This is a genomic window from Gordonia sp. UBA7860, from assembly GCF_002500165.1.
Classification (GTDB): domain Bacteria; phylum Actinomycetota; class Actinomycetes; order Mycobacteriales; family Mycobacteriaceae; genus Gordonia; species Gordonia sputi.
In genome coordinates, this window is record NZ_DLSO01000010.1 from 14,461 (window position 1) to 40,873 (window position 26,413).

At 65.4% G+C, this 26,413-nt stretch carries 22 protein-coding genes, 1 pseudogene and 1 riboswitch; of the genes and pseudogenes, 9 read left to right on the forward strand and 14 right to left on the reverse strand.

Annotated elements, in window-relative coordinates; all coding sequences use genetic code 11:
- Nucleotides 1-12: 12 nt before the first annotated feature.
- Nucleotides 13-660, reverse strand: coding sequence for a TetR/AcrR family transcriptional regulator (locus tag B3T59_RS01330; RefSeq protein ID WP_287001309.1), 648 nt, complete (start codon nucleotides 658-660; stop codon nucleotides 13-15).
- Nucleotides 661-716: 56 nt separating this feature from the next.
- A complete protein-coding gene (locus B3T59_RS01335) occupies nucleotides 717-2,159 on the reverse strand; it encodes an FAD-dependent oxidoreductase (protein WP_287001310.1) in 1,443 nt (480 codons plus the stop codon).
- A 196-nt stretch (nucleotides 2,160-2,355) separates the two neighbouring features.
- Between B3T59_RS01335 and B3T59_RS01340 the strand changes: the two genes are divergently transcribed.
- Nucleotides 2,356-3,321: a hypothetical protein gene (locus B3T59_RS01340; RefSeq protein WP_287001311.1), complete on the forward strand. Its 966-nt coding sequence runs from the start codon at nucleotides 2,356-2,358 to the stop codon at nucleotides 3,319-3,321.
- Nucleotides 3,322-3,344: 23 nt separating this feature from the next.
- Here B3T59_RS01340 and B3T59_RS01345 read toward each other — a convergent pair whose 3' ends face one another.
- A complete protein-coding gene (locus B3T59_RS01345) occupies nucleotides 3,345-3,851 on the reverse strand; it encodes a hypothetical protein (protein ID WP_287001312.1) in 507 nt (168 codons plus the stop codon).
- Between the two features lie 95 nt (nucleotides 3,852-3,946).
- On the opposite strand from B3T59_RS01345, the gene B3T59_RS01350 reads away from it, so the two are divergent.
- A complete protein-coding gene (locus B3T59_RS01350; RefSeq protein ID WP_005201973.1) occupies nucleotides 3,947-4,630 on the forward strand; it encodes a YoaK family protein in 684 nt (227 codons plus the stop codon).
- 30 nt (nucleotides 4,631-4,660) lie between these two features.
- On the opposite strand, the gene B3T59_RS01355 is transcribed toward B3T59_RS01350, so the two are convergent.
- The 3 genes from B3T59_RS01355 to B3T59_RS01365 all read right to left on the reverse strand — a co-directional run bounded on the left by B3T59_RS01355 (nucleotide 4,661) and on the right by B3T59_RS01365 (nucleotide 6,781).
- Nucleotides 4,661-5,326, reverse strand: a complete 666-nt coding sequence (locus B3T59_RS01355; protein WP_005201974.1) for a phosphoribosyltransferase — start codon at nucleotides 5,324-5,326, stop codon at nucleotides 4,661-4,663.
- Between the two features lie 15 nt (nucleotides 5,327-5,341).
- A complete protein-coding gene (locus B3T59_RS01360; protein WP_064862699.1) occupies nucleotides 5,342-5,803 on the reverse strand; it encodes a nuclear transport factor 2 family protein in 462 nt (153 codons plus the stop codon).
- A 99-nt stretch (nucleotides 5,804-5,902) separates the two neighbouring features.
- Nucleotides 5,903-6,781, reverse strand: a complete 879-nt coding sequence (locus tag B3T59_RS01365; protein WP_287001313.1) for an SCO6745 family protein — start codon at nucleotides 6,779-6,781, stop codon at nucleotides 5,903-5,905.
- A 158-nt stretch (nucleotides 6,782-6,939) separates the two neighbouring features.
- Here B3T59_RS01365 and B3T59_RS01370 point away from each other — a divergent pair, with 158 nt between their 5' ends.
- The 5 genes from B3T59_RS01370 to B3T59_RS01390 all read left to right on the forward strand — a co-directional run bounded on the left by B3T59_RS01370 (nucleotide 6,940) and on the right by B3T59_RS01390 (nucleotide 14,724).
- On the forward strand, nucleotides 6,940-8,565 hold the full coding sequence (locus B3T59_RS01370) for a DUF222 domain-containing protein (RefSeq protein ID WP_287001314.1): 1,626 nt from the start codon (nucleotides 6,940-6,942) through the stop codon (nucleotides 8,563-8,565).
- 135 nt (nucleotides 8,566-8,700) lie between these two features.
- Complete coding sequence (locus B3T59_RS01375; RefSeq protein ID WP_287001315.1) at nucleotides 8,701-9,390, forward strand: TetR/AcrR family transcriptional regulator; 690 nt, start codon at nucleotides 8,701-8,703, stop codon at nucleotides 9,388-9,390.
- Nucleotides 9,387-10,667 carry an MFS transporter gene (locus B3T59_RS01380; RefSeq protein WP_287001316.1) on the forward strand — a complete coding sequence of 427 codons (1,281 nt, stop codon included), beginning with the start codon at nucleotides 9,387-9,389 and terminating at the stop codon, nucleotides 10,665-10,667. The genes B3T59_RS01375 and B3T59_RS01380 overlap by 4 nt, the downstream gene beginning before the upstream one ends.
- 212 nt (nucleotides 10,668-10,879) lie before the next feature.
- Nucleotides 10,880-13,000 (forward strand): neutral/alkaline ceramidase, encoded by a 2,121-nt coding sequence (locus B3T59_RS01385; protein ID WP_231894927.1) that lies wholly within the window; start codon nucleotides 10,880-10,882, stop codon nucleotides 12,998-13,000.
- Between the two features lie 344 nt (nucleotides 13,001-13,344).
- Complete coding sequence (locus B3T59_RS01390; protein WP_287001328.1) at nucleotides 13,345-14,724, forward strand: amidohydrolase family protein; 1,380 nt, start codon at nucleotides 13,345-13,347, stop codon at nucleotides 14,722-14,724.
- Nucleotides 14,725-14,781: 57 nt separating this feature from the next.
- On the opposite strand, the pseudogene B3T59_RS01395 reads toward B3T59_RS01390, so the two are convergent.
- Nucleotides 14,782-15,947, reverse strand: a pseudogene (locus tag B3T59_RS01395) (carboxylate--amine ligase).
- A 343-nt stretch (nucleotides 15,948-16,290) separates the two neighbouring features.
- Between B3T59_RS01395 and B3T59_RS01400 the strand changes: the two are divergent.
- Nucleotides 16,291-17,526 (forward strand): EamA/RhaT family transporter, encoded by a 1,236-nt coding sequence (locus tag B3T59_RS01400; RefSeq protein WP_287001317.1) that lies wholly within the window; start codon nucleotides 16,291-16,293, stop codon nucleotides 17,524-17,526.
- On the opposite strand, the gene B3T59_RS01405 is transcribed toward B3T59_RS01400, so the two are convergent.
- From B3T59_RS01405 to B3T59_RS01435, 7 genes are all read right to left on the reverse strand, one after another.
- On the reverse strand, nucleotides 17,514-18,713 hold the full coding sequence (locus B3T59_RS01405; protein WP_287001318.1) for a hypothetical protein: 1,200 nt from the start codon (nucleotides 18,711-18,713) through the stop codon (nucleotides 17,514-17,516). The two genes, B3T59_RS01400 and B3T59_RS01405, sit on opposite strands and share 13 nt — an antisense overlap.
- A gap of 10 nt (nucleotides 18,714-18,723) precedes the next feature.
- Nucleotides 18,724-21,339, reverse strand: a complete 2,616-nt coding sequence (locus tag B3T59_RS01410; RefSeq protein WP_251721762.1) for a helix-turn-helix transcriptional regulator — start codon at nucleotides 21,337-21,339, stop codon at nucleotides 18,724-18,726.
- 138 nt (nucleotides 21,340-21,477) lie between these two features.
- Nucleotides 21,478-22,266, reverse strand: a complete 789-nt coding sequence (locus tag B3T59_RS01415; protein ID WP_005201992.1) for an ABC transporter permease subunit — start codon at nucleotides 22,264-22,266, stop codon at nucleotides 21,478-21,480.
- Entirely contained in the window at nucleotides 22,266-23,183 is a 918-nt protein-coding gene (locus B3T59_RS01420; protein WP_064861639.1) for an ABC transporter ATP-binding protein, read from the reverse strand. The genes B3T59_RS01415 and B3T59_RS01420 overlap by 1 nt, the downstream gene beginning before the upstream one ends.
- 133 nt (nucleotides 23,184-23,316) lie before the next feature.
- The gene (locus B3T59_RS01425; protein WP_287001319.1) at nucleotides 23,317-24,132 is read right to left on the reverse strand and encodes a thiazole synthase; all 816 of its coding nucleotides are present in this window, start codon (nucleotides 24,130-24,132) and stop codon (nucleotides 23,317-23,319) included.
- 1 nt (nucleotide 24,133) lies between these two features.
- Nucleotides 24,134-24,331 carry a sulfur carrier protein ThiS gene (gene thiS, locus B3T59_RS01430; RefSeq protein WP_064861630.1) on the reverse strand — a complete coding sequence of 66 codons (198 nt, stop codon included), beginning with the start codon at nucleotides 24,329-24,331 and terminating at the stop codon, nucleotides 24,134-24,136.
- Nucleotides 24,328-25,449, reverse strand: coding sequence for an FAD-dependent oxidoreductase (locus tag B3T59_RS01435; protein ID WP_287001320.1), 1,122 nt, complete (start codon nucleotides 25,447-25,449; stop codon nucleotides 24,328-24,330). The genes thiS and B3T59_RS01435 overlap by 4 nt, the downstream gene beginning before the upstream one ends.
- A riboswitch (TPP riboswitch) is annotated at nucleotides 25,446-25,557 on the reverse strand. Its footprint overlaps the gene before it by 4 nt.
- Before the next feature lie 73 nt (nucleotides 25,558-25,630).
- On the opposite strand from B3T59_RS01435, the gene thiE reads away from it, so the two are divergent.
- The gene (gene thiE, locus B3T59_RS01440; protein WP_251721758.1) at nucleotides 25,631-26,341 is read left to right on the forward strand and encodes a thiamine phosphate synthase; all 711 of its coding nucleotides are present in this window, start codon (nucleotides 25,631-25,633) and stop codon (nucleotides 26,339-26,341) included.
- Nucleotides 26,342-26,413 lie beyond the last annotated feature (72 nt).

A 26,413-nucleotide genomic window follows, 5' to 3' on the forward strand; every position in this document is an offset into this window, starting at 1 on the left:
GTCCGGATCAAGTCACTCGTGCCGAAAGAGCTGAGCGGTCATCATCAACTCGATGATGTCGACCGCCGCATCCATGCTGTCGCGCTGAAGTCCGTAGCTGAGCAGGCCGATACCCATGGCGGATCCGATGAAGGCCACGAGCAGGTCGTCGTTGGATAGATCTCCGGAGATCTCGCCGTTCTCACGAGCGTCGTCGAAGATCCAGTTCATGGCGTGCAGGATGGGCTCACCGAGGTCCCGTAGGCCCTCGACCAGTTCGGGGTGCCGGCGCAACTCGACTGGCACCGACGCCAGGAACGGCGTGATCGAGGGGTGTCGCTTGTGAATCTCCGCCGACGCCCGCATGATGGCGCCTATCCGTCCGCGCATGGTGCTCTCGGTCGCCACCGCCGCTTGATAGTCGGGCAGCAGCTCGGCCTGCGCGGCCTCGAACGAAGCACGGTACAGGTCGTCCTTCGACGAAAAGTACTGATAGATCGACGAATGCGTGACACCCGCGTCGGAAGCGATGTCCACCATCCGCGCCCCGGAGAACCCGCGCTCACCGAAGTGCTGCTGGGCGGCGGTCACCAGTCGGGCGATGGTCTCCTCGCGATTGCTGCCGGGTGGTCGACCGACACGCGCGGCGCTGGTTCGACGTCCGCGGCGTGAGGGGGGCACCTGTCCATTTAACCCGATTGAGTGGCGCCGACCGCTGAGCGGTGGTGTCATGACACTCAGACCTCCACGATTTCCTTGGGAATCGTCGACTTCGGCCGCAAGTGGGTGATATCGGTCGGGTCGGGTACGAGTTGCGGATCGCGCAGCGCCGGTAGGGGCGAACGCCCGAATGCCTTGCGCACCCCGAACCTGGCGAGACCGAAGATGACCCGCGGGCTGGAGAGCAACTCACTGAGCGACTCGTGCAGGTTGAACACCCGGTCAAAATGCTCGTCGATTGCCTTGTCGGAGAAACCGGCCTCGCTGATGAACTGCAGGCCGGACCACGTGTAGCGGGTGACCAACTTCTTCTTGACGCCGTCGGCCATCACCGCGGAACCCCGCGCGTGGTCGTAGGCACCGTCTCGAGTGAGCGCCAACTGCCAAGCCAGATCAACCAGCTCTGTATGCCTCGAATAGAAGCGGGAAGGCAGCCCATGGGCGTCGACGTCGCTCTCGGCCAGCACATCTCGCAGGATGAGCGCCGACACCGACGCGCAGGTCATCCCTTGCGCGTAGATCGGATTGAAGGCACACACCGCGTCACCGAGTGCCAGATAGCCGTCGGGCAACCCGGTGACCCGGTCGAAGCGCCGCCACACGTTGCGGGTTGACTTGGTCCGATGAACGTCGGATAGCGGCTCGGACAGGTCCAGTACGCGACCGAATTCCGCTGTGCGACTTGATCGATACGCCGCCTCGAACTCGTCCACGGTGGTCGGCATCGGCTGCCCCCACGAACCCATCACCGCGATGAAGCAGTTGTCCTCGATCGGGAAGATCGAGCACAGGTACTGCTCGGGCACCGACGCGTCGCGATCGATACTCGGCAGGACTGTGAGCCACTTCCACCAGGAAACGTCCTCATCCGGCCACCGATACCAGCGCGACGAATAGCTCACCCGAGCGTCGAGCGTCTCTTCTTCGATCTCGACGCCGAGTTCGGACATCCAACTCAGGCAACGGCTTCCGCGCCCGCCCGCATCGACGACCAGATCGGCGGTGAGCACCACGAGTTCACCGGTGTCGGGGTCGACATAGCGAACACCGGTGACACGCGTTCCGGTGGCATCACGCTGGTGTACAAGACCTTTCACCCTCGCACCCTCGATATAGGTGATATTCGGATCACGACGCGACAGATCGCGGATGCAACTCTCGAACTTGGGGCGTGAGGCGAACAGCATGCGCATCTCCGACCGCGACCGCGGGAACCAGCCGCCGGCCAGACACTGCACCGCGTCGTAGGCGGGGTCGAGCATCATTCCACCCTCGGCCAGCACGTGGTCGGTAAAACCCGGAAACAGATCGTCGAGCGCCCTGCGTCCACGGTCCAGCAGAAAATGGTTGTGCCACGATTGCGGCACTCCGCGACGACCTGTCGGGGTCTCCGGGATGATGTCCTGCTCGAGGATGGTCACGGCGGAGAACCGAGTCCGTAGCGCCGATGCAGCACTCATACCCGCAACGCTCCCGCCGACGACGATTGCATGGGATCTGCTGGTGAGCTGGGACCTGTTGTCGGACAAGGCGCGACTCCAATCAGTATGGCCGCGGCACTGCCGAGGCCGACGTCAGTGAAAACAAACTAACATATCTGTTTGTTAATGGGATAGGCTCTGTCCACGACAAAATCCCTCTGCCTAAGGAGAGCTAGTGTCACTCAAACAGTCTTCGGTCGTATCGCGTGAGGCGACTGCGACCAACAGTGTGCTGCTCGACCGCATCATCGGGGCCGCGATCATGGTCTTCGTCATAGGCTCGATCTGGGCAGCTATCGCACCGGTTCACTCAGGGCCGCAAGTCATCTCGCAAATATTGCTGATCGCGTCGATGGCCGTGCTCCTCGTCGGACACATGATCAAACACCTCGGCCCGGTGTTGCTGATCGCCTTCATCGGCACCGCCGCGGTAATGGAGTGGGCATTCGAGCAGACCAATATCAGCAACGGCGGATTCATCTGGGGCGACCTGCGCTACGGCGCCTCCGCGATACTCGGACCGCACATCGGCGACGTCCCGGTCGCTGTGCCGCTGATGATGGCCGGCATCCTCTGGCCGACGTATGTCTGCGTCAATCTGCTCATCGACGGCAAGGTGATGGTCGATCCGCGCACGCGCACATGGTGGGAGAACGTATGGCGTTGCGTGCTGTACGGTTTCGTGCACAGCTGGTACATGTTCGTCTTCAACGGGCTGTGTGAACAGTGGGGTCTCTACCGCTGGGTGGGCAGCAGCATGGACTATTCAGCGGCCGACATGGCCTTCGGCGATCCGCGCGCCCCGATCGGGTGGGCAATCTACGTATTCGTCGCGATGCTCATCTTCACGTTCGTGATGATTCCGCTGCTCGGCAAGGATGCCGTAGCGAGAGCACGCAAGTCCCCGCTGGCCTGGGTCGACGCTGCGCCGGTGGTCTTCATCGCCATCATGGGTATTCAGGTTTTCCTCAACCCGGTCAACCGGTCGGTGGGCAACGTGGCGATGTGGACCCTTGGATTCTTCGGGCTGACCGTCGGACTGCGTTTCGTCGGCTTGATGCGGGCGCAACGCGCGGCAGTGACGGTCCCCGACACTCCGAAGGAGCTGAGCGACGAGGGCGCGGCTCGCGACGGCGTGTAGGTTCAGCCGTTGCGATTCAGGACTCAATCGGTACGAGGGTGATCAGCGCGAGGGCGGGCACCGCCGGCATCACGACGGGCGGAGCACCGCTTTCGGTCGATGACGACCGACCCGACCGCGCTCAGGGACACCGCGACCGCCATCGGGACTGCACCGGCGAACAGGTCGAAGTCTGGAATGCATAACTCGACGTTGCCGCAGTAGTCCGCGAACTCCTTACCCCTGAACGCACGGATGCCGTTCACCGAATACGCGAGCGCAAGCATCCAGAGAATCGCAAAGGGCACCGTCGCCGTAGCCGTCCGACCACGGATTCGTAGCAGAACGGTACTCGTGAGCAGTGCCCCCGCAGCGAGGGCCGCGGCCGTATGAAAGTCTGCTGCCACACGGCCAGAGCCCTCGATGGTGCGCCGATCTCCCGACGTCCAGTAGAAGACGGCCAACGCCCACGGAATCGCCACGGTCGCAACGACGTGCACCGCCAGCCAGACCTGGCGAGGCATCGCTACGTGGCGGGCACGACGGGACATTGACCCATACTGCCAGCGACGTTCACCTGGCCGACGCCAAGGAGCCTCAGTAATGTCTGCCTTCGTAGATCAGGGCAGGACGAAGGAGGGTGCGGATGTCGGCACTAACCGGCGGAGTCCTTCGCCCGACCCACGGCGAGGTTGGGATCATCAGTGCTGTGCTGATGACCGTCGTCGGTGGGTACGTCGACGCCTTCCTCTATCTGCGGCACCAGGTGTTCGGATTCGCACAAACCGGCAACGTCGTGTTTCTGGCGGTCGGGTTGGTCAAGGGCGACGAATGGGCCAAGTTCGCCTGGCCGTTGCTGGCCTACCTCGCGGGCCTTGTTGCCGCCCAAGTGCTTCGCACACTGGTCCCGACGCTCCCGGCGCGCGCTCTCGGCTCGGTGCTCGTCCTCCAACTCGTCGTCTTCACCGTGCTGGCATGCCTGCCGTCGACCGCGCCTGCCGCACTGTTCGTGATCCCCTTGTCGTTCGTGGGAGGGGTGCGGCTCGAATTGTTCCGCACTGCGGGCGGAATCTCGTTCGTGAGTATCGCGACGACGGGCAACCTGATGCGGTTCGTCGCGGCGGCAGCCGACCTCGCACGCGGAAGGTCGTCGGCGCAGGTTCGGGCCGCTGTCGCCACAGCTATCGTCGTGCTCGCTTTCCTTATTGGCGCACTCTGCGGTGCGGGCGTTGCCCAGACGATCGGCCCGGCACTGTGGGGAGCGGTGCTCCTCGAGGCTTTCGGCCTCGCCGTCTTCGTTGCACAGGTGCGTACGCGGCCAGCCGCGTGACGGTAGAGCGTCCCTAGCTGCGGTCCCGCATCATCTGTCACGAAGACAGCTCACCACGTCATCGTCGGCGACCTGGCCGAACTCGCCGTACGAAAGGCCCACGGCACGAAAGGGTTCGGGAACATCGACGGCCACCACCCGGTCGATGTCGGGATCGCCTGCGAATCTGCGCAGAGCGTCTCGCGGAGCAGTCGGCACGGCGATCATGACGCCGGCGGCGCCCGCCACCCGAACGGCACGCGCGGCAACCGCCATCGTGGCACCCGTCGCGATCCCGTCGTCAACCAGGACGACAAACCTTCCGTCGAACGAATACGGTTGCCGTTCTTGGCGATATCTCGTCTCTCGCTCGACGCGCAGCGCGTCTTCACGCAGCACGATCTCGTGCAATTGCCGATCTGACACCCCTAGTCGCCGCGGCACGTCGTCGGCCACGAACACCTGCCCCGCCGCCAGCGCACCCATCGCGTACTCCGGCTGTCCGGGAGCGCCGAGTTTGCGCACAACCAGCACCTCGAGCGGCAGGTTGAATGCCTCGGCGACCTCACGACCGACGGGCACACCACCCCGCGCGAGGCCGACGATCAGCGGAAGTGGTTGCTCTGCAGACGAACTCGGTACGATCCCGCCGGTCTCGCTGATACGGCCGGCCAATGCTCGGCCGGCGTCGGCCCTATCCGCGAAGAGGCGTGACATCACCGGTCCTCGAACTCACGACGAGGCGGCGAGGGTGATCGCCTGGCCAACTGTGACGGAAAAGCTCGGTATGTCCTTCAGATCGATCGTCGCCTCGTACGTCCGGTCGTAGCCGGTCGCGCAGATACGCCAGCCGTCGTCGGTTCGGCGGTAGGTATCCGCATAGAACGCCGCTCCGATCATCATGAAGGAGAACTCCGGCACGATGACGCGATCCTGCAGGTACCACCGACCGGTCGCGGAATCGCCGTCGACGACGATCTCGGGATGATCGACGCGATGCTCGGTGATGACACCCGGTCCGACGGAGCCGCGCATGTATCCGACTAGTTCATCTCTGTCACCGAAGGACAGCTTCTCGCCATAGTCGCCGGTGACGTCCTCGGTGAGCGTCGCGGCGAATGTATCCCAGTCCTTGGTGTCGAGTGCCCGCAGGTAGCGGTACTTGAGCGCCTTCACTTGCTCGAGATCGTCCATGCCCAACGTCTACTCCGCCCCGCTCGTCGGCGGGGGCGTTTGGGCACAACCGCTCGCGTCAGGCCTATCGCACTAACCGGACACAGCGCCTGCGGGGTACTACTTCTTCTTGGTCCCCGGAAGCACGCCCGCGTCGATCACGGCCTTCACATACGGCCGGGAACGCTCGAGTAGTTTGTTTACATCCTCACTCGCCCATGCCGATCCGGTGATGGCGTCCGTCTCGGCTTCGATCGCGCGGTAGAGATCGAGACCGGCCGGGGTCAACTCGTGACCGTCGTCGACTCTGGTGGCGAGCCCACGCTCGACGAGCCTGTCGACCGAAGCCTCCCACGCCTCGTCCGACCAGCCGCGGGTCAGCTGAGCAAGTCGTCGACCCAATGCTCGACGTCGAATCGTCGGGTCGGGCAGCCCTGCCTCGTGGAAGGTCGCAGCGTCGATTCCGTCGAGACCGTTCTGGACGAGGACCGCAATGTGGTTGTCTCCCCGCCACTCTCGCAGCACCGATAGCGTGTGCCAGAGTGCGAGGTGGGGAGAATCCGGTGGCGTCAGCGCCGCCCACGCCGCGGCAAGCGACCTGCCTCCCGTCGGGAGGCTCGACGCGATGTCGTGGTAACGCTCAGCGAGAGAAGCCATTTCAGGTTCGACGACCCGCTCGCCCAGTATGTCGCGGAACTGTGCGTCGAGCATCTGCTCTCGACGCGCGGCAACCTTGTCGAGACCGGCCTTGCGCGCCGACTCCCATGCGTTGGTGATCAGCTCGGGCGCGAAGTTGTAGAACGACGAGACAACGACCGGGGCTGCGCAGTCGCCCAGCGGCGCGCCGCGTGCTCCGACATAGAAGGCGTGCGCGTCGAGGCCCAGATCGTCCTGTGCCGCAGTGAGTCCCGGGTTGAAGTAGGCGAGGACGTGGAACGGCTCGAGAGTTTCGTACGCCAACCTGGCGCGGGCGGCTGCGGTGTCGTCGACTGTGACCATGCGCTCCACCCTCGCGGCGGGAAGGCCCCGCGTCAAGGATGGCGTCGACGAGCCGGCCCGGGAAGTGTGCTCAACAGCCAGACAGATTCTCCTTGACATGTCCGATTTGACGGGTAGGTTGGATGTAGAACATAAGTTCGATACCGGAGACGGGCGGCATGGGGAACGAGACTTCAGACATCCACGAGGGGCAACCAACGGGCGACGATGATGCGTCGAATCCTGTTGCGCTGTATGAACAATTGCATGCATTGCTCGACCAGCTCGACGTCGTCGATACCAGTGGCGCAACGGAAGCCGAGGTGGCGGCCACGGCGATCGAGCACGAGCGCGCGGTGCGCAGAATGATCTCGATCGGCAACAGTCGAATCATGGATGTGTCCAATCGTGCGGCCTATCGTGCTGTCGGCAAACACTCGTTGTCCGACTTCATGATGGGCCCGCTGCGCCTACACGACGCAACCAAGCGCAGAGGGCAGATCCTGGCCCTCGAAGAGACCTTCACGATCACCGGCGACACGATGCCCCCTACCTACCCTCTGCTCGCCGACGCCTTGCGCAGCGGCGCACTCGGTGCCGATCACCTCACCGCAGCACTCACTGTTCTGAACAAGCTCCCGCAGGGCATCGATGCGGAACAGCTGACCCGCGCCGAAGCCGAAGTTGCCGGGTTCGCACAGAATCTCGCGCCGCGCCAGATTCTCGCCGCAGGCAATCGTCTGCTCGCCTACCTCGACCCGGACGGCACGATCACCGACGACAACGACCGCAAGCGTCAGCGCCGCCTCACCATCGATAATCAAGACACACAGTCGATGTCACGAATTCTCGGCACCCTCGATCCCACGACCCGCGCGATGCTCGATACAGCACTCGCAGCGTGGGCGGCACCCGGAATGAACAATCCTGACGACGAGGCCTCTCCCACCGGCAGCAACGAGTTCGCCGATGCGGACGCGCTCAAGGAGGCAGCGGCCCGCGACACTCGCACCCAGTCGCAGCGCAACCACGACGCGCTCTCCGCAATTCTCAGGGCAGTCCTCGACGGCGGACTGCTCGGCGCCAGTCATCGCGGACTTCCGCCACACCTCGTCGTACGCATCTCCGACACGCAGCTCCGTGAGTACGCGGGCTTCGGACAGACCACTACCGGCGCCGACATCCCGATGCCCGACTTGATCCGGTTGGCCGCACAATCGGTCATGCACCTGGCCGTGTTCTCCGAGCACACCGGCGCGCCTCTCTACTTCGGCACAGCCAACCGCCTCGCGAACGACTCGCAGCGGTTCATGCTGTTCGCGCAGTACGGCGGATGCTCCATGCCCGACTGCCCCCGCCCCTTCAGTCACTCCGAAATCCATCACGCCGAACAGGATTGGGCAAAGGGCGGACGCACCGACATCGACGAGCTCGCACCGGCCTGCGGACCCCACAACCGCGCGGTCGGCGACGGCCCCGGGCAGTTCACCACAGAGAAGATCCCCGACGGCCCCGATCGCGGGAGATACGGTTGGCGATCAAACCCCGACCCGGCGTTTCCGGACAAAGAAAACACACTGCGCACCAACAACATCCACGATCTCGACGCGATCATCGACGAGAAACTCGAGCGATGGCGAGCCGAGCTGACGCCGCCAGTCGCGGTACCAGAATCCCCAACTCCACCGCCGGCAGACCCGCGACGCATCGACGACTACACCTACCCGGAGGACGTCGCCGACGAGATCGTGCGCATGCTGCACGACGGCAGCCTGATCACCGTCGGCGAACTCGAACCCGTCTGACGGCGGCGCCGATTGCGGCGCGGTTAAATCGCCGCGCTCCTGTTGCGGATTTCGAGCGAATCCCGCACATTTGTCGACAGTTGATCGTATGGTCAACTCGCACCGACAGATGACCAGGGGGATTCGTTGCGCCGAATGACTTTCGAGGACCGGCGGCAAGCGCTGGTCGATGCCGCAGTCCGCGTCATCGCACGAGATGGGCTTGCCGCTGCGACGACCAGGGCGATCGTCGGCGAGGCAGGAATGCCTCAGGGCGCGCTCTTCTACATCTTCTCGTCCCGCGATGCGCTGATCACCGAGGTCATCACGCACATCACCGAGCAGGAGCGCCTCACCGCGGTGTTGTCTGCCGACATGGTCGCCGACGACGCGAGCCTCCACGAGGTGCTCAGCGAAGCCATGCTCGGCTACCTGCGCATGCTCGAAGAGGACCCAGCGCGTGAGCTCGCGCTCCTCGAGGTGGCGACACACGCGATCCGCCACGATCGCGCAGCCGTCAACAAGCAGTGGCAGACATACCGCAGCGCCGTCGCCGACGCACTGAGCTACCTGGCCGACCGCATGTCGATCACGTGGGAGCTACCGCTGACGCAGGTCGCCCATCTGGTGACCTCCGCGATCGACGGCCTGACGCTGTCGTGGCTGACCGACCGCGACACCGAGGCTGCGCGCCGCAATATCGACGTACTCGCCACCGCGATCGTCACGCTCGCCGCACCGACAGCGGGCTCCGCGGCGGCACCGGAAGCACAGTCGGAACCGGACACACATGCAGCACCGGAAGCACCGGAAGCACCCACAGCACCGGAGACCGACGCACGGTGACTCTCGATCACGACGCCCACCACAGTCCGACGACCCCGTGGCAACGCGTATCGTCGAAGTGGGTCGGCCTCTTCGGACTCTCCTGGCTCGGCATCTGGCTCGCGCAACTCGCGCCATTCCAGCTCACTCTTCCCAACCAGATCAACGACTGGCTCGATATCGGCACCAACGTCGACGAAAGCAATTGGCAGCGAAGCGTTCTCACATTCGGTGTGGTATCGGGTATCTCCGCGGTGTTCGCGCTCGTCGCATTCCCACTCACGGGTTCCCTATCAGATCGCACGACGAGCCGCTACGGACGACGTCGACCGTGGATCATCGGCGGCACCGCGTTGTTCGCAGCGGGGCTCATCGGACTTGGCTTCTCCGACAACATCATTGCGATAACCGTCGGGTGGTGCGCGGCGCTGACCGGCTTCAGCGCCGTGTCGGCGGCCCTGACCGCTCTGATCAGCGACCAGGTTCCCGTCTTCCAACGCGGCGTCGTATCGAGTTGGGTGTCGGCCCCGCAGGCGATCGGCGTGATCATCGGTATCGCGCTGGTGTCGGCGTTCGGGCTCGGCTTCCTCCCGTCGTACGCGCTTTTCGCGGTCGTACTGATCGCCTGCGTCGCACCGTTCGTGATGTACCTCGACGATCCGCCCATCCCGCGTCATGACAAAGGCAGGATCAGTTTCCGCGCCGTCGTATCCGAGCTGTGGGTCTCGCCACGCGAGCACCCCGATTTCGGGTGGACGCTACTCGGCCGCGTGTTGGTGAATCTTGGTAACGCCCTTGGTACTTCGCTGCTCTTCTTCTTTCTGAAGTTCGGCATCCACTCCACCGACGCCGACAACGACATCCTGCTGGTGACAGCGGTCTACATGGTGTTCGTCGTCATCAGTGCGCTGGTGTCGGGCAAGCTGAGCGACATTGTCGGGAGACGAAAGCCGTTCGTCCTCGCCGCAGGCGTGTCGCAGGGTGCCGCGGCTGTCTGCATCGCAGTCGTCGCCGACCTCCCGATGACGATGGTCGCGGCCGCACTGCTCGGCGCTGGTTTCGGCGCGTTCCTCGGTGTCGACCAAGCGCTGGCAACACAGGTTCTCCCCGACGCCGAGCACAACGGTCAGGACCTGGGAATCATGAACATCGCGATGGCCGTCCCGCAGGCACTCGGACCTCTGGTCGGCGCCGCAATCGTCGAGGTAACCGGCGGTTTCAGTGGATTGTTCGCCGCGTCAGCAGTTTTCGGAATACTGGGCGGCGTGTCGGTTCTGCTGGTACGCAGCGTGCGATAGATCGCCCGGCGCCGCCGCCATACCCGTTGGCCCACAGCATTTCCCATTGGCCAACAGCATTTCCCATTCGCCCACACCACTCCGCACCCATTCACAACACTTAGCACTCATTCACAACGCATCCACGTCTCCACTCATCGACAACAGCCACTAATCCACAACGCATCCATCGTCCATGCAGTCGAACGTCCACATTTCACCAGGGGGTCGAGATGAGCACCAACGCATCCCGCGGAACGCCGCACCACACTTCACACGACGACGCCGCACCGAGCGAAGTGAGCCGCCGCGGATTCCTCGGCGCCTCCGCGGCGGCTGTCGGAGCAGGCGTGGTCGGGATCGCCGTGACAGGCTCACTCGGAGCCGGAACAGCAACGGCCGCACCGTCGTCGGGCTATCTCGTGGGGGCGGGCAAGGGCGATCTCACCGGCGCCATCGCAGGCCAGGGAATGATGGGCTACTCCGACCTCAGCCAGGTCGCCACCGGTCTGCTGCAACGCGTGTGGGCGCGCGCCTACATCATCGCCGACGCCGCGTCGGGCAAGCGCATAGTGTTCGTCAACGCCGATCTGGCCTGCCTGTTCGAGTCCCACCGCGTAGGCGTGATGGACGAACTGCGCCAACGATTCGGCAACCTCTACACCGAGGACAACGTCAATCTCAACGCCACTCACAACCACAACACGTGCGGCGGAACCGCCTGGGACTACGCGTATACGCTTGCAGCGTTGGGTCATCGGGAGAACTCCTACCGCGCTGAGGTGGCTGGCCTCGTCGACGCAATCGTGGCTGCCCACCACTCGCTCGCGCCGGGCACACTCGAACTCGGGCATTCCGAGCTACACGACGCCAGCGCCAACCGATCGCTGCAGGCGTTCGTCAACAATCCGACTCCCGATCGTCGACACTTCCCCGAGCACATCGATCCGCAGGTCACTTCGCTGCGACTTCGTCAGGGCGGCAACGTCATCGGCGAGATCACCTGGTTCGCCACACACGGCACGTCGTTGACCGACGCCAATACGTTGATCTCGATCGACAACAAGGGCTACGCGTCGTACCTCGCCGAGCAGAGCAACCCCGACGTCGTCGCATCGTTCCCGCAGACCAACGCAGGCGACATGACTCCGAATCTCGCTGTGCGCAAACTACATCCGTCCGGGCCGACCGAGGATCACCGCGCCAACTGCACGATCATCGGACAGCGACAGTTCAAGGCCGGCGAACGAGCATTCGCCGCGGCGCGCTCGCTGACCGGCGGGCTGTCCTACGCCTACCGTTTTCTGAACCTTTCCGACATCGCGATCGACGGCGCTTACACCCCTGATGGACGCGCGGCACGTACGAGCCCCGCCATCATGGGTGCCGCAGCGGCGGCGACGAGCACCGAAGACAACACGCGCAGCCAGCTCTCCTTCCTCAAGGAGGGCACCGTACTGCCCTTCGCCGCAGCGCTCGGCGCGACGTCGAAAGTCACTCCGCCCGAATGGGTTCAGCAGGTCCAAGCACCGAAGCTGCCGTTGTTCCCCCTCGGCTACATGCCGCCTCACCCGTGGATTCAGCAGATTCTGCCGATCCAGCTGATCCGCATCGGCGATCTGGTGCTCGCAGCAGCACCCGCCGAGTTCACCATCACCGCGGGGCTGCGCGTGCGTCGGATCGTGGCGGCGGCATTCTCGTTGCCACTGGAAAACGTTCTGCTGCAGGGATACTCGAACGGCTACAGCCAGTACGTCACCACTCCCGAGGAGTACCTCTCCCAGCAGTACGAGGGCGGCGAGACCCTCTTCGGTCGGTATACCCTGTGCGCATACATGCAGGAATTCGACAGGCTCGCACGCGAGATGGCAGCCGGGAAGCCGTCATCGCGCGGCCCGAAGCCGCCGGACCAGCGCGGACCTCAACCCGATCTGCTGACCCCGGTACCCGCCGATACCCCCATCAGTGGTCGACGCTTCGGCGACGTCGTGCGTGGACCGAAGACCTCATACCGGTCCGGTGAGACGGTGTCGGTCGAGTTCTGCGGCGCACACCCCTCCAACAAGGTGCACAGGGTGCGGCAGGGAAGCAGCGCGGCCAAGGACGGCTACTTCGTCGTCGAACGGTACGAGGCGGGTCGCTGGGTCGCGGCCGCCGACGACAACACCTGGGGCACCGAACTCGCCTGGAAGCGGCCGGCCGGCAGTTCGACGGCGTCGAGCGTGACCATCCGTTGGACGACCGGCTCCGGGGTTTCGGGGCGCCACCGCATCCGGTACTTCGGCGACGTCAAGCGGGCCGGCGGCGCGCTGTCGTCGTTCGTCGGGACGAGTCCCGCCTTTGACGTGAAGTGATGCCGTGGCCGCACAGCATGACCGGCCTGACTAGGTGACGGGCCTGACGAGATGACGGGTCCAGCGCGATGACAGGTCCAGCGCGATGACAGGTCCAGCGCGATGACAGGCCCAGCGCGATGACAGGCCCGACGCGATGACAGGCCCGGCGCGATGACGCACGGCCCGACAGGCCGAACCGTCGAACCTGTGGTTGGGTTGTGCGCGTGAATGCCCCCGACGTGACAAGCCCCGGCACGGCAGCGAATCCCGGCACCGCAGCGAATCCCGGCACCGCAGCGAATCCCGGCACTGCACCGATTCGTGGCACGGGAACACATCGTCGTGTCCATCGGGGACGCATCATGCACATCGCAGGCTCGCCGACGGTCTCCGAGGCCGACTCAGCGCTCGTCGACATCCCCGACGGTGCGCTGGTCATCACCGCCGAAGGGTTGATCGACTTCTGCGGCCCCTTCGACGAACTGTCCGCGCTGCCCGGGGACGTCGTCGTCGACCACGGCGATGCTTTCCTGCTTCCGGGATTCGTCGATGCTCACGTGCACTTTCCGCAGACCTACGAGCTCAACGCGTACGGCGGCGGCCAGTTGCTGGAATGGCTGAACAACTGCATCTTTCCCGCGGAGTCGCGACTGGCCAACCCGGTGTTCGCCCGCACGATCGCGCGCGACTTCACCCGCGCCAGGATCGCCGCAGGCACCACGGCCGCAATGGTGTTCGGTTCGGCCTTCCCCCTGGCGCAGGACGAACTATTCGAGGCGACCCGGCGCGCCGGGCTGCGCATCGTCAGCGGTCGCGGCATCCAGACCCAGGGCCCGGACTCGGCTGCCCCGCTGATGACCTCGGAGTCAGACGCGATTGCACTGACAACCGCCGAGATCGACCGGTGGCACGCGGCCGACACCGGAAACCCCGACACCGCTCGGCTACTCACCGCGATCGTGCCGCGCTTCACGCTGTCGGTGACAACGCAGACCCTCGCGGCGCTCGGTGAGCTGTACGCACAGGTACGCGACCGCGGCGTCTACGTCCACACGCACCTCAACGAGAACAATCGGCCCGGCACCGGCGAGGTCGACCTGGTAAAGCAACTCTTCGACGTGGAGTGCTACCTCGACACCTACGACGGCAAGTTCCTCCCCGGTTCGGCCGTCGGGGGCGAGAGCCTGCTCGGCAGACGCACCGTTCTGGCCCACTGCGTCCACTGCACCGACGCAGAGTTGGCCCGGATGGCAGAGACCGGCACGTCGATCGCGCACTGCCCGACGTCGCAGTTGTTCCTCGGCTCGGGCACCATGCCGTGGAACCGCACCGTCGACGCGGGCGTGACCATCGCGCTGGGCAGCGACTGCGGAGGTGGCGACGAATGGCTCATCTCGAAGGTCGCAGGCGACGCCTACAAGGTGCACATCTCCGAGCCCGGCGAGGCAAGCGTCGCAATGCATCCGGCGCAGATGTTGTTCAGCGGAACCCTCGCAGGCGCACGGGCTCTCGACGCCGAATCACGCTTCGGCAACTTCGACGTCGGCAAGGAGGCCGACTTCCTGGTGATCGACCCACAGCAATGGCCGCCGCTGGAACGGATGCTACGCAACGGAGTTCGCGACGACGACCCGCAAAGAGCGCGCGACCAAACACTTTTCGCGCTCCTGATGGGAATGCGCGAACCTGCGATCGCGGAGGTCTACGTCGGGGGCGACAAGGTCGACGCCGACGCGGTGTGACGGCTCAAGCGGTGTGATTTTCTGCGCAGTGTGTGAGCTTTCGCGGCCCGGCGTAGCTCAGATCGGGTGGCCGTCCCATTCGTGGTCGTGCATGAAACCCTCGGCAAGACCGACGTGGTAGCGGCGGCAGTCACGCAGGATCGACGCGTAGGCGACTGGCAGCATGATTCCGGGTTTCATGTCTCCACGCTCGAAGATGACGTCCTCGTAGGAGTGAAAGTCCTTCCAGAACTGGCGCATCGACCGCCCCTGGCGTGATGCCTTTGTCCAGCCGTAGAGCAGCATGCCGAGGCCGATCATGCGGTCGACGTCCGAGTCGGGCACGATCAGGTCGTCGTTGTCGCCGAAGAACGCCGCGGGTACGTCGTTGTGGGGGCGGAACATCATGATCCCGCTCGTCGACCGCGGGTTGCACTCGATGCAGTAGATGCTGCCGTCGGTACCCTCGATGAAGTCGAACCCGGCCTGCCCGGTAAAGCTCTGCGCCGCAACGAATTCGGTGATCCAGTCGAGGATCGGTTGGTGTTCGATGGAGGTGAACGACAGACACGAGCTGCCGCCGATCGCGTAGCTGACGGGGTACGTGGCGTGCGCGTTGACCTTGCCATCGCGGCAGACCGAGTAGGTGCAGTACCGCTTGCCTTCCATCCACTCCTGGGCCAGCCACGGATTCGTCGGATCGTATTCGACCCAATCGAGATTCTGTCCGGGAGTGATCTTGTGTACCTTCTGCGACCCGCGCGAGTAGCACTGCTTGAACGCGAACGGAACGTCGAAGTCGAGGGCTGCGGCGTCGTCGGGTCCCTCGACGACCGCGAACTTCAGTGTCGGGATGCCCAGGGAGACCAGCTCGCGCTGAAAGTCGTATTTGTTGTGCAGCTTGTTCTCGGTGTCGAAGTCGGACAAAAACACTTCGCACTCCGGGGGAAACGTCCCACCATCATCGACAGGATGTCGGTTTCCTCGTGGATGGGAATGACCATGTCGACTTTCTCGTCGACGACGATGCGAGCGAGTTCGCGGCAGTAGTCGCGGGGCTCGAACTTCGGTGCGGGCACCTTGTGAAATGCGTCGACCGAGTTGGAGAAGCGGCTGACACCGATCGGAATGCTGTCGACGACGGTCACCCGATGACCTGCCGCCGACATCAGCCTCGCCAGGTTCAGCGTGAGGAAAGAGCGGCCGAAGGTGATCAGGACGTGCTTCTTCGGGGATGTCGCCACATCGCGAGTCTAGTCAGTTGTCCCAACCCTCCGACGCGGGCGGCATGACAGTCCTCGGATCGGCGGCGATAGACCTCGAGACGGGCGCCGATGGGATTGTCGGTACCTCAGTGGATACTGAGAGCGGAATAATAACTCGCTTGCCGACCGTTAACCGATGAGTTGTGGTTATCGGGGGAGTCTCTACTGCACGACCACTGGCGATCGCACAACCGCTGTGATTACACGACCGCCAGCGATTGCACGAGCCTGTGCCAGACGACTCCTCAGCTCCCGTCCACGGGGCGCGAAGCGAGTGGACTGACCGGATAACGAATCGCGAACAGGACGAGAGGTAGGTCGCATGTTCCTCATCGGCGTCATCGCGGCGAGCCTCGCCGCGGTGGCTTACGGCATGTCGACGGTGCTGCGCGCCCTCGGGGCTCGTCGTGCCGCGCAGACCGAGCGTGATGAGGGGATCGAGACCACCAACGCCGCAGGTGGGCCGACACTTCGCTCCACGGCGTCGACCTTCGTCGACCCTGCGTTCATCCTCGGTACGGTCCTGGTGACTGTCGGATTCGCCGGCGGCGCTGTCGCCGCCCGCTACCTGCCGCTGTTCTTGTCGCAGACGATCGTCTCGGCCAACCTGGTGATCACCGCACTGCTGGGCACCATCATGCTCAACATTGCGCTGCACACCCGCGACTGGGTCGCCATCTGGCTCGTCGTGTTCTCGCTGTGCCTTCTCGGTATGTCGTCGTCGCATCAGACGGGCGATTCCGGGGGCTACTCATTCCACTGGCTGTTGTTCTTCGCCACCATCGTCCTGAGCGTGCTGGCGCTGCTGTCGGTGTACCGACTCGGCCGACACGGCGCTATCGCAGGCGGCGCTGCCGCAGGCCTGCTGTTCGGTGTCATCGCCATCGCGGTGCGCATCCTCGATGGCATCCATCCCTTCGACCCCGTCCGACTGCTCCTCGATCCCGCAGCGTGGACCATCGCGGTCGCGGGAGCCGTCGGATTCTTCGTGCAGACCGTCGCACTGCAGCTCGGCGCTGTCAATGGCGTCACCGCAGTGCTCGTGGTCGGCGAAACGGCAGGTCCGAGCCTTATCGGCGTCATGTTCCTCGGCGATCAGGCCAAGCCGGGCCTCGGTTGGCTTGCGCTGGTTGGTTTCGTCGGAGCTGTCGTGGGTGCGGTGCTTGTCGCCTGGTACGGGTCCGGAGATCCCGACCACTTCGGCGAGGCACCCCCGATGAAGGGCGGGTGGCGTCGCGGGCGTGAAGACGATGAGTTCGACGACGAGTATGACGAGGGCGAGTTCGAAAGCGACGAGTTCGAGAGCGGCCAGTTGCGCTCAGATATGACCGCATCCGATGAAATCGACTCGTTCGGATTCGCGCCCGCCGACTTTGACGACGATGACTTCGACGACGATGACTTCGACGACGAAAACGACGAGGACCCCAGCGGTGATGATGGCCGCAGCGGTGCTCAGGGCCGCAGCGCTGGTGACGGCTCGGTGGCGAGGTCGGACATCGACTTCACCGACGTCGACCTCGACGACCGGCAGCACTCGCAGCGCTACTCGCGCTGATCGGTGTCCTCGACCTCCTGGGCGCCAGCGTCCCGACCGCCCGACTCCCGAGCACCCGTCTCCTGACCGTCTGCCGCCTGAGCACCCACCACCTGGGCGCCTGCCGCAAGAGCGATATCGCCCGGCCCGCTGTCCCGCAGCCCCGTATCCCCCTTGCCGCTGTGCCCCTTGCCGCTATCCCCCTTGCCGCTGTCCCCCTTGCCGCTATCCCCCTTGCCGCTGTCCCCCTTGCCGCTGTCCCCCTTGCCGCTGTCCCCCTGGTCCAGCCCTGCCTCCCCCTGGCCCGCGGCAACGCGCACGGCGGCGCGCAGATTGCGGATGGCGCCGAGTCGCCACGCGGTGGCGAACCACATGATGATCACGAACGGCGCGATGATCAGCATCGACCACAGGTAGCTGTTGTTGGGCATGACGTCGGAGATCACCTGCGCTCGTGACACGCCGTCGACCTCGGCGGGCAGCCATGCCTCGAGGATGTTGCGTGTGAGTTTGACCGGCGCGAACGGGCCGGCACTCGACGCGAGATAGAACGAGATCAGCACGATCGCCAATGAGCCGAGCCATCCGATGACCCTGACCTGGGAGCCAAGGATCTCCGCAGCCGTCCTGATCGACTCGACGGTGAAGCCCAACATCAACACCAGGAGCAGACACGCGACCTGGACGGAGAGCAGTTCCTCTATGACAGACGATTCGTCGTCGCTCGACGCCATGCTCGGCAATCCGATTGCCAACGAGATCAGCCCCGAGATCAGTGCGACGAGCGTGACAGAGCTGGCCGCGCCCTCGATCCGGGCGAATGAGCCGCGCATCGCACCCTCGGTCGCTGCGCTCGCCACCTTCGGACCGACGTCGTAGACGATCAGCACGACGAGTCCGGAGATCAGCGCGCTCAGCAGCCACGCAATCGTGGTGGTGCACACGGCCGCCAGCGCGAAGGAACCGATCAGTGGTCCGAACAGGCTGTCGGCGCTATCCGACAGACGTGTTCCGACGAGCCGCAGGACCCCGACGATCGCGATGACGAGTCCACCGGCGAGAAGCGGACCGGAGAACTCCGAAATCTCGACGGCGTCGAGGTCGGGATCGCGACCTCGGATGACATGCCATTCGGCGGCCGTCAGTTGTCGCAGTCCGCTTCCCCACCGCGTGCGGTCGCTCTCGGCTCCGGGCCGTGTGTTGCCCACGTCCACCAGATTAGGTACCGACCGCCCGCTGTTGGGTGAGGATCGCCGCGATGTCGGCGCGGTCGGTCACGTCGAGCTTCACGCAGGCACGGTAGATGTGCCCCTCCACTGTGCGCACGGACACCACGAGGCGCTCGGCGATCTGCTTGTTCGAGAGTCCGGCAGCCACGAGGTTGGCGATCTCGCGTTCGCGCGTGGTGAGCGGCAACGGTTGCGCCGCACGCTGCAGCGCAGGCGTTCGCAGGCCTCCGCACGACGCCGAGATACGATCGGCCATCGCTGCCGACGCGACCGTCGCGGAACGGTGTGAAGCGTTGTCGTGCAACACACTTGCCTGCGCGGCCGAGTCGGCTGCCGACAACAGGTAGCCCAGCTTCTCGAAATCCGCAGCACACAGATCGAGTTCGACGCCGTCTCCATCGGCACTTGCCCGCGCGTGCCGCGCGTAGAGACCGACGAGCGGACCGTCGACGATGTCGCCGAGTTCAGCGAGTCTGTCCGCCACGGACGTGTCACCGAAACGTGCAGCGGCATGCAGTGATTCGGCTTCGACCGCGAACTGCCCTGTCTCACGAGCCTGCTCGGCCGCATCATTGGCGAGGGTGATCGCGGTGGTGATCATCCCGGTGGATGCGGCTTGGCAGGCGGCAGCGACGCCGAGCATCGGGCCGAACACCGCAACCTGCCTGCCGTATTGCTCGCGGGCTCGGGTGAGCGCGACGTCGGCGTCGTCGGGTAATCCCATTGCCGACAGCGACTCGATGAGGAACAGGTAGGCGGGGAAGTTCCAGGTTGCCGAGTATTCGTCGGTGTCGAGCGTCGCGAGGGTCTGCTCGATGCGTCGTGTGACGGCGGTGCACTTTCCGCGCGCGAGGTCGACAGCGGCGACGAGTTCTCCCGCCATCGCCCAGCCGAGGTATTGCGCGGTGTCGGCGAACGTGGCGTACCGCTGTGCTGCGACCTGAGCGTCCTCGAGGCGGCCGGTGAGCGTGAGTGCGAGTACCTCGCCGATGCCCGCCGGAAAGCGCAGCATCCCATCGGTTTTCGCCTCAGCGTCACGTGCCCGGGCCGCAAGCGGCGCGACGTCGTCGCCGCGTCCCTGTAGCGCGCGGGCGAGCATGCCGCCGAACGCCGCCCACTCGACTGCCCAGGGCAGCGGAGATGACGCCGCGAGTACATCGTCGGAAAGCTCGACCGCCCGCGCGAGATCGTTCTCGAAAAGCGCACACGCCGACCCGATCGCGTCGACGATCGGCGTGAGTAGGGGTTCGGTGACGCGCGCACGGACTTCGTCCAGCAGTTCGTCGGCGCGTTTCGAATCTCCCATGGCCCAGAACATGTTTCCGACGCGCAGGACGCCGATGCGGGTGGCTCTGATCTCATCGAGATCGCCTAGTCGGTACTGCGCAAGTAGCTGCTCGGCTTTGTCGGGTTGGGCCTGCCACATCAACGCTCGGGCGAGCAGCTCCGCCTCGTCTGCGCCGCCGCCGTCGGCGATTGCCGCACGCGCGAACCGCTCGCCCATCGGGACCTGTGCCAAGTTGAGCGCGTCGCGGGCCGCCGAACCGAGCAGTGACGGGTCGATGGCACCGACGTCGCTTTCAAGGGCCAAGTCGGCGAGGCGAATCCGCGCCGCGGGCGTGTCCTTGGGACGCGAATCGAGTGCTCTGACGAGTGCACCGCGAAGTCGACGCGACGACGCGAGGCCGAGGCCGTGCCGGATGACCTCGCCGAACAGCGGATGGTGGAACGAGACATTGAGGCTGCGGCCGTCGCGCGTGATGCGGACGAGGCCGTCGATCTCGGCTTGTTCGACGGCCTCCTCGCTGGCAAGGTCGGACAGCACGTCGATGTCGAGCGGTTCGCACAGGCTCAGGTACTTCAGTGCGGCGAGGACGTCGGGCTGCAGTTGTTCGACGCGTCCGGCGAGGAGCGACGCGAGCTCGGAGGTGATCGCCGCACGTCCGCGAAGCTGCCACACGCCATTGACCTGCCGTAGGGTCCGCGCAGCTCGCGCACCTTCGACCAGGTGTCGCAGGAACAGGGCGTTGCCGCCGGATGCCTCCCACATACGGTCTGCGGAATGCTCTTCGAGCTGGCCACCGAGGACGGACTCGATGAGTTCGACGCTCTGCTCTTTGGTGAACGGCGACAACGTGATTCGAATGAGGTGATTGTCTTTCCAGAGCGAGGTTACGGCGTCGGGTACGGCCTCACCGCTGCGCACGGTCGCGACGATCTGCACTGCGCGATCGATGGCGAGTTGATGGAGCAGCGTCGCCGACAACTCGTCGAGGAGGTGCGCGTCGTCGACTCCGATGATCGTATCGCCCTCTGCGAGAAGGGTTTCGCGCGCTGCTGACAGGTAGGTCACCGGGTCGCTCGACACCGCGGGACCGACTAGGTGTGCGAACACCCCCAGTGGAATCGAGCGGGCAGACTCGGTACCCGCAACCCAGCGCACCCCGGTTTCGGTGCCCGCTGTGACCAGCCGCGCGAGCGTCGTCTTACCGACTCCCGAATCGCCGGTCAGCACCACCCCACACACCGAACCCCCCGGATTCAGCGCGGACTGGATCGTGCGGAATTCCTGCTCCCGCTCGATCAGAGGCCAAGTGCCTTGCATGGGTCACGAGTTTAGTCACTGACCTGCGACTCTCCGACACGACGAGACAAGGCTGTCCCCTGAACGGAGTACCCGACGGGTCTCGCTGGTCCAAAGGGTTTGGGTGGTCCAAAGGGTTTGGGTGGTCTGTCGGGTCTGCTACCCGGCGTCGCGTCGATTCACCAGAAGCACGCCGACTGCGAAGACGATCGCCGCGAAGACACCGAAGTAGATCAGCGAAACCCACGAATTCCAGTGGTAGCCATCGCCGGGAAAGTCACCGTCGAGGAATCGAGAGCCGTTGCGGAACGGGAGAAATGGTCCGATTCGACGTCCGACGACCGGCAGGGCCGCGGCAACGTTCTCGAGGACGAGCATCCACACCAGCACCACCGAGACCGCACCCGCGGTCTGCCGCACGATGGCACCGACACCGATCCCCACGATGACGCACAGTGCCGCCCAGACCGCTGTACCCCAGATCTGTCTGATCACGTGCTCGCTGCCGAGGTCTAGACCGGCGGAGCCGTTCAACGCCTTCACGAGCAGAACACTGCACAACGACAACGGCACGACGACGACAAACGTCAACGCGACGTACACCAGCGCCTTCGCGCACAACACATTCTGGCGACGAGGGGTTGCCAGGAACGACGTGCGGATGGTCCCGAAGCGGAACTCGGTGGTCACGCCGAGTACCGCCATGATCATCAGGATGACGACTCCGAAGAAGTTCACACCGATCAGATACACCGACGCCGCGCTGCTCTGGTCGAACGATCCGTCGGTGGCTGCGCCCTCGGGTTGATCAGCGACCCCGCCTGCACCGCGGGTCACGAGCGCGATCAGTCCCGCGATACCGAGACCGAGTACGACGACCGCCGCAATGCACCACCACGGCGCACGGGTACTGGTCAGCTTGATGCGTTCAGCCCGAACCGCGCCCATCAGTGCTGCCCTCCCCGATAGTCGATCGACTCGGCTGTGGCTGCCATGAAGACTTCTTCGAGCGACGGGGTGTCGGACACCAACTCGTGCAACCCGATTCCGGCAGCCGCCGCGACATCGCCGACCTGGTCGGTGGTGGCGTCGGCGACGGTGAGATACGTCCGGCCGTCCTGTCCGGCGACCGGGGTCACCGCGAGACCAGCGGCCTCGAGTGCCCGGTGGAGTTCCGCCGGTTGCGGGGTACGTACCCGGGCCACGGGGCGCGCCCGCGCAGTGAACTCCGAGATCGAGCAGTCGGCGATGAGCCTGCCGCGGCCGATGACGACCACGTGGTCGGCCGTCAACGACATCTCGGTGAGCAGATGGCTCGATACGAACACCGTCCTGCCCTCTGCTGCCAGCGCCCGCATGAAGTTGCGGACCCAGACGATGCCTTCCGGGTCGAGTCCGTTCACCGGCTCGTCGAAGACGAGAGTGTGCGGATCGCCGAGCAGTGCGCCCGCGAGCCCGAGCCGCTGCGACATACCGAGCGAGAATCCGCCCGCCCGCTGGTCTGCGACGGATGTCAGACCGACCATCTCGAGCACCTCGTCGACCCTGCCCACCGGGATGTCGTTGCTCGCGGCCATCCACCGCAGATGATTGCGCGCGCTTCGGTTGGGGTGCACCCACTTGGCGTCGAGCAACGCGCCGACCTGGCGGAGCGGATGATCGAGTTCGCGATAGAGGCGGCCCCCGACGGTCGCTGTTCCCGACGTCGGCCGGTCGAGGCCGAGGATCATGCGCATAGTCGTGGATTTCCCCGCCCCGTTGGGCCCGAGGAATCCGGTCACGCGCCCCGGCGCGACGGTGAAACTCAGGTGGTCGACGGCGGTCACGCCCCCGAAGGTCTTGGTCAGATCGGCCGCGGCAAGCATTGCCTCGACCATAGCAATCGAGGGCTACCCGCTGGACGGGGTTGCCGCGCCGCTGATGATTTCGACTCGGCAACTCGCTCCGCTCGCGGCCGGCTCAATCAGCGGAACAGGCCACATCCGCCGGCGCGGGCGCCTATCCGCTGGTCGAGCCTGTCGAGACCGCCCGGCCCGGCGAGGATGCCTGCGCCCAGAAACGCGTCGGGATGCGGCCCGCCCCGGCGGCGAGGTGGCCCGCGATCACCGCGTGGCGCATCGCGTTCGCCATGCGCTCTGGGTCGTCGGCGCGGGTCACGGCCGACGCGAGGAGCACGCCGTCGCAACCGAGTTCCATCGCCCGTGCGGCGTCGCTTGCGGTCCCGATGCCGGCGTCGAGGATGATCGGCACCTGCGCCGATTCGACGATCATCTCGATGTTGTGGGGATTGGAGATCCCGAGACCGGTTCCGATCGGCGACCCGAGCGGCATCACGGCGGCGACGCCGAGGTCGGCGAGTCGTGCCGCGAGCACCGGGTCGTCGTTGGTGTAGACGAGCACCGTGAAGCCGTCGTCCACGAGTCGTCGTGCGGCGTCGACGAGTTCGATGGGGTCGGGTAGCAGCGTGCGGTCGTCGGCGACCACCTCGAGTTTCACCCACGACGTTTCGACGGCTTCGCGGGCGAGTTGCGCCGTCAGCACCGCCTCCGCAGCGGTGTGGCACCCGGCGGTGTTGGGTAGCACGTCGATCTTCAAGCGCCGCAACAGATCCAGCACCCCGGTCGTCGATCCCGCGTCGATCCGTCGCATCGCGACGGTCGTCAGTTCGGTGCCCGAGGCGACGAGTGCCCGTTCGAGTACCGCGAGGTTCGCCGCACCACCGGTGCCCATGATGAGTCGGGAACCGAAGTAGCGGTCGGCAATTTGCAGTCCGCCCGAATCCTGTGTCGACGTGTCGGTTGCTGCTGAACCCATCTCAACCACCCTGCACAGCCGTGACGACTTCGATGACGGCGTCGGGCGGAACAACCGTGTCCCATCGTCCACGCGGTACCACTGCCCCGTCGACGGCGACCGCGACGCCACGGTCGGGCAGTCCGAGACCTCGGACGAGCGCGTCGACGGTCGGCTGCGCGTCCCACTCGTGACGCTCTCCGTTCACAGTGAAACTCACCGTGCCTCCTCGTATCCGTACACGTCATCTTCGCGACTGACTTCTTGCTGAACATCGTTGTGCTGCAACAGTTCCAGGACCCGATGCGCGGTGTATGGCGCGAGGACGATCCCGTTGCGGCCATGCCCCGCCGCAACCAGCACTCGCTCGTCGATACGACGGATCAGCGGCAGCCCGTCTGCCGAGCACGGGCGATATCCCACACCGACTTCGGCGAGTGTGTAGCTCGCGAGTCCCGGCATCACCGTGAGCGCATCGTCGAGCAGGTCGCGGACGCCCGCAACCTCTGCGCCCGGCTCGTCGGATTCGTATTGTGTTGCGCCGACGACGATTCCGTCCGCCCGGGGCACCAGGTACACCGTGCGGCCGTCGACTCTGGCACGCACGACGTGACTCGGTGGCGGCACCGACCAGCGTGTGCGAGACAACCGCAGGATCTCGCCCTTCGCGACGTGTATGCGCGCGCCGGACCAGAGCTGCGGCACGCCGGCCCCGGCCGCGAGCAGCACCTGCCGACCCGCGACGTCGTCGAGGTCGGTGATCGTGTCGTTCCGCAGGTGCGCGCCGGCATCCCGCAGTGCACCGCGGAGCCGGGCGAGCAGCAGGCGATTGTCGACGGCACCCTCGCCCAGTGCGACGAACCCGCCGCGCAGCCGTGAGGTCAGCGCGCCCTCCAACTCGCGGATGGCCGCGGGGCCGATCGCTCGGATCTCACGCCCGGCACCCAGCGCCGGCGCCCAGACCTTTTCGGCCAGACGCGTGAGGTGTTCGAGATCGGTTGCCGTCGTCGCAACGAACAGGGAGTCGGCAGCCGTCGCGATCGTCTCGCGGGTGTCTTCTACACCGGAGTCCTCTACGGCGTCGTCGCCGAGGCGTGCCAGCAGGGTCGGCCACTGCGCGACCGATGTCGACGTCGCGGCAAGCAGCGCTTCCTCGCCCGGCAGCCCCTCGCCGAGCGAGCCGAGCATGCCGCCCGCGACGTGTGAGGCCCGCTGCTGAGGTCCGGCGTCGTAAACCACCACTCGCATGCCCGCGTCCGCCGCTGCGAGTGCGCTGGTCAGTCCGATGACTCCGCCGCCGACGACAGCGAGGTCGGGGGTGTCGATTGCAACAGTCAACTTCTCGAGATCCTTCCTTCGCCGGCATGACCCGGATCAGGTACGACGGTCAGCGGGGGCGTCCCGCACTCTCAGCCCGCCGATCCGCGGGCTCCCGTGTCTGTCGAATCCACCTTACTGCTGCGCCTGCTTCCCCCTGACCCCTGCTTCCCCCCTTGCCCCTGCTTCCGCCACAGCACGCATGGCTACGCTGGCGATCGTGACCGCCCACCACGCACGCGCCAAGCGACTGGAGTCCGCGACCCTCTATCTCTGCACCGACGCCCGACGCGAACGCGGCGACCTGGCCGAGTTCGTCGACGCTGCGCTCGCAGGCGGCGTCGACATCGTGCAGTTGCGCGACAAGGGATCTGCGGGCGAAAAGCGCTTCGGAGCACTCGAGGCGCGTGAGGAATTGGAGATCCTCGCCGTGCTGCGCGAGATCACTCAGTCGCGCGGTGCCCTGCTCGCCGTCAACGACCGCGCCGACATCGCGACGCTCGCCGGGGCCGACGTCCTGCATGTGGGTCAGGATGACCTTCCGCCTGCCGCGGCGCGTCGGATCGTCGGCAAGAATGTGCTCGTCGGGAAGTCGACCCACGATGTCGATCAGGCCGCAGCGGCCGAAGCCGACCCCGACGTCGACTATTTCTGTGTCGGCCCGTGCTGGCCCACGCCGACCAAGCCGGGGCGTCCGGCACCCGGTCTCGACCTGGTGCGTGAGGTCGCGGCGAACGAATCCGCCGAGAACCCGCACCGCCGCAAGCCGTGGTTTGCGATCGGCGGCGTCGACGCCGAACGACTCCCGCAGGTCACCGAGGCCGGCGCGCGGCGGATTGTCGTCGTGCGTGCGATCACGTCGGCGTCGGACCCGTCTGCCGCAGCCTCTCAGTTGCGAGCCGGACTCACCTGACACGCCCCGGGGAGTACACGCAGGCGAAACCCACTTGCGTCGCCTGGGGTGCGCAGCGATAAAGTGAACGTC